We start from the raw sequence: 3445 nt of genomic DNA on the forward strand, positions 1-3445 counted from the left end.
CCGGGAGTTTTTTTGGGGGTCAACCCGCCCTGTCGCCACTTCTTTATCCCTCCACTCTAGCCGCGCCCCCTTGGGTTCCCCGCGGCTCTGGGCCGGAATCCGTCGGGGCATCGAATTTCGTTGACTCTGATCCACCGCTCGACCTTGCTTCGTGGCGAGAAGGCGGACCTGGTGGCACTCGCGAGCGCCGAGGGCCTGCGACTCAAGTCCGGCGAATGGCCACGTGACTTCTTCCCTGGCATATTTCTTGACTGCACCTGGCAACCCAACAACGGGCGGTTCATCGTCAAAACCCGGCGATTGACCCAACCGCTGAGCGTTGAAGGCCGCAGCGTCGGCTACCAATACGACGCCCAAGTATTGATGCGCGATGCCGGACCCATCAGCGAGCATGGCGGTAGCGTCGCTGAATGGGTGATCTTGACAATGCGCACGCTAGGCTACCTTGACCCTGATGGTCGCGCGGTGTTGGCCGAAGATGCTCTCGAACGCAATATGGTGGAACTTGGTTTCCCGACAGCACGGCTTCCGCAGCTCACGCACGTCGTTGTTCGGCTTGTGCGAGAGGGCCGTATCCAACGCGTAGAAGGTTCTCTTGGTCCCGACGGGCGACCCGTCTACCCCGCGCTGCGATATCGACCGCCGGTAGAACTGCTCAGCTTCCGGCCGAGAATCGTCGAGGTTCACCGCGCCGAAAGTCGCAGCCAACAAGCCGATCCGCGAGTAGGTCAGCGACCCCACAAAGTAGCCGGCTTCGTGCGACGCCTGCCCTCTGGCCATAACGCGAGTGACGAAGCACGCGAAGCCCACGCCGACGCGCGTCGACGCGCGGAACTAGCCAACGACGCTCCGCTCAAGCCCGGCTTTACCTTTGTTCGAAAACACCGCAGGCTCGGGAGCCTGTAGCCCGCCGATACCTCCGCTGCGTTGGCAGGCCAGCTCAGCTGGATCGGGTATGCGACAGGGGTCTTCGGGTTTCGTGGTCGAGTAGGGAATCGTGCATCTTCTGGAGTTCGACCCCACATCGAACTTATTGTGGCAAGCCGAGATTCGCTGCAGCGGTCTGCAGTTGGTTCAGCTCGTCGGAGGTCAGTCGCAGGGCTGCAGCCGCCCGACCAGTCGCGGAGAAGCTGACTCCCTCGCTTTCCAGAAGCTGACGTGGATTCTCCGGTATATCGCCGGGGCCGTAGGAAATCATGCCGTGCGCGTCCAGAACACGGTGCGCATTTGGTGCGGGGTGGGACCGCAGCCGCGTGCCGACGCGATGGGCTGCTGTACCGAGTAGTTTGCCGAGGTCCCCGTAGGTGGTCCAACGGCCCGTGGGCATCACTGTGAGCAGTTGGTGCATTTCCGCCCACGTGGGGTTGTCGGGGAAGGTCGATTCGTCCGCGGGGCCCGGCCAGAATTCGATGATCCGCTCGGCCAGCGCGAGCCCACGCTTCTCGATTTCGATTGGTCCCCAAGATTTGTGCGCGGCGATGTCTTGGTTCATGCGGATGCTGCTGGCGCGCAGGGTATCGCGCTTTCGGCTGAACTCATGGTTACTCAGGGCTTCGTTGTAGCCCGTCAAGGTGAGATTTCCGAGGGTGTGGAGATAGCGATCGTGAAGGATGTCGACTTCGTCTTCGCCGTACTCTGCGCTCAGGTCAGCGCGCCATTGTGCCGAAAGGCTCTGCGGCATTACGTGTTCGATCGACAGTGACTCCGACTGGACGGTTTCTCTCGATTGAAACAGGTCCTCGATCCAGGTCATGAGAATCTTGCGGTGGGCGTTGCGGCCCGTCAGATAGAGCGGCATGGTCACGATTGCGTCGGTCAGCTGCTTGTCGGTCGCATAGTGCTTGCGACCAGCCGAGAAGTGGACGCGGAGCGCGGTGTCGACAGGCAGCGCGGGGTCGAGCTGCTGCGTAGTCTCGGCGAAAAGGCGATTCAAGCCTTGCGATACACGGCCTACCAAGAACCGCCGCACCAGCAACGACTCGATGTACAGCAGCGCTCGTGCGACTTGCTCGTTCGAGGCTTCGCCTCGGTCTCGGAGGAGCAGCAGGTGCAGAACCAAAGGCGCAGGTGAGGTCGAGTCCCACTCGGCAAGACGGGCAAGGCGCACGCGGACATCGGGATCGGGTTCCGCCGCTGGTTCGATCATCAGCCTATACAATCGGCCGAGCCGTGCGATCCGTTCGATTTCTTCGACGATCTGTTCTTCCGAAGTCAGCTTCTCGAGTCTGGTCTGCTGCGCGGCGAAGGTTTGGCCCTGCTTGACGCTGGGCCGCTTGTGCAGCATATCTATCCAGAACAGAGTTTCGATGCGTTCGTTGTCCAGCGAGGCTTGCAATGGCAGCCAGTGGGTGCGGTAGACCTCGTCGCTGCGACTGGGCAGCCGCATGAACAGGTAGTTGCGGAGGAGGTCACCCTGGGTCAGTTTCAGGCCGGTGTTGTTGAGGGACTGGAAGATTCGGTGGACATTGTCGCCTGGGTGTGCGCTGATCGACACCACTGACAGTCCCGAGACCACTGCTTGGACGACCTGCGAAAGCCCAAAAGGCACATCGTCGGCCGCAGCCAGTTCGCCGAGGCGAGCGCGGAAGAACCGGTATGCGTTGCCGACTCTGCCGCCATCGTCAGTTGCGGAGCCATCGATAACGGCCGTGTAGGCCGGCCGGTCGACCTGGGTCGGAAGGAGTTTCAGGCGATCGGGATCGTCGTGGTACTGATTTGTCAGCAGCTGATTGTGGATGCGATCGGTGTCGCGGCTCGCCGAACCGTCGACTGCTCGCAGATAGTCGCGGATCGCTGCGAGCAGCAGAGTCAGGGTTGTCAGGCGTTGCTGACCATCGACGACGAGAAAGCGGGTGACTGCTCCTGCCACACCTGCCGGAGCAGGGGCCAACACCACCGAACCGATGAAGTGGGTCGAGTCGGGCTCGTCGATGCGATCTTCGGCCAGCTGGATGACGTCGCTCCACAGCTCCTGCAGCTGTTCATCACCCCACCCATAGGGCCGCTGATACAGCGGAACAAGGTACTGCGAGCTCCCCTCGAGAATCCGCTGCAGACTGGTTTCCTGCGCCGCGACCACTCACTTCTCCTTTGTTGTGATGCCACCGAACACCGACGAGGTGCCGTTTACTCGAACACGACGCCCTGCTCGGCTGCCGCCGCATCGATCAGGTGTGCCACTGCTGTCAGAAGCGCATTCGATTCCAGCGCCCGTCCCGTTACCGGCATCGGCGCACCGCGTTCCAGTATGCGGACGTCGAGAGCATGGGCACGGCGGGCGACGGAGCCGTTGCCGGACATCGCGTAGGCCTCCACCCATTCCGCATGGGGTTCTTCGACGATGCGGCTCTCCACGAGGTCGGTGAGGCGGCTGGTGACTGCGATCAGGAAGTTGTCGATCAGGATCTGGCGTTCCTCGGGGGTCGGGCGCGCACCCCGCCACCCC

At 62.1% G+C, this 3445-nt stretch carries 3 protein-coding genes; 1 reads left to right on the plus strand and 2 read right to left on the minus strand.

Going from position 1 to position 3445, the window contains the following annotated elements; translation table 11 throughout:
* Nucleotides 1-120: 120 nt before the first annotated feature.
* Nucleotides 121-906: a hypothetical protein gene (locus ACFWPJ_RS28195; RefSeq protein WP_378855828.1), complete on the plus strand. Its 786-nt coding sequence runs from the start codon at nucleotides 121-123 to the stop codon at nucleotides 904-906.
* Between the two features lie 124 nt (nucleotides 907-1030).
* Here the strand turns inward: ACFWPJ_RS28195 and ACFWPJ_RS28200 are convergent, their stop codons facing one another.
* Complete coding sequence (locus tag ACFWPJ_RS28200; RefSeq protein ID WP_378855830.1) at nucleotides 1031-3079, minus strand: DUF262 domain-containing protein; 2049 nt, start codon at nucleotides 3077-3079, stop codon at nucleotides 1031-1033.
* 47 nt (nucleotides 3080-3126) lie between these two features.
* The coding region (locus tag ACFWPJ_RS28205) for a hypothetical protein (protein ID WP_378855832.1) at nucleotides 3127-3445 on the minus strand (319 nt) is incomplete at its 5' end.

The sequence above is a fragment of the Nocardia sp. NPDC058497 genome, from assembly GCF_042720195.1.
GTDB lineage: Bacteria > Actinomycetota > Actinomycetes > Mycobacteriales > Mycobacteriaceae > Nocardia.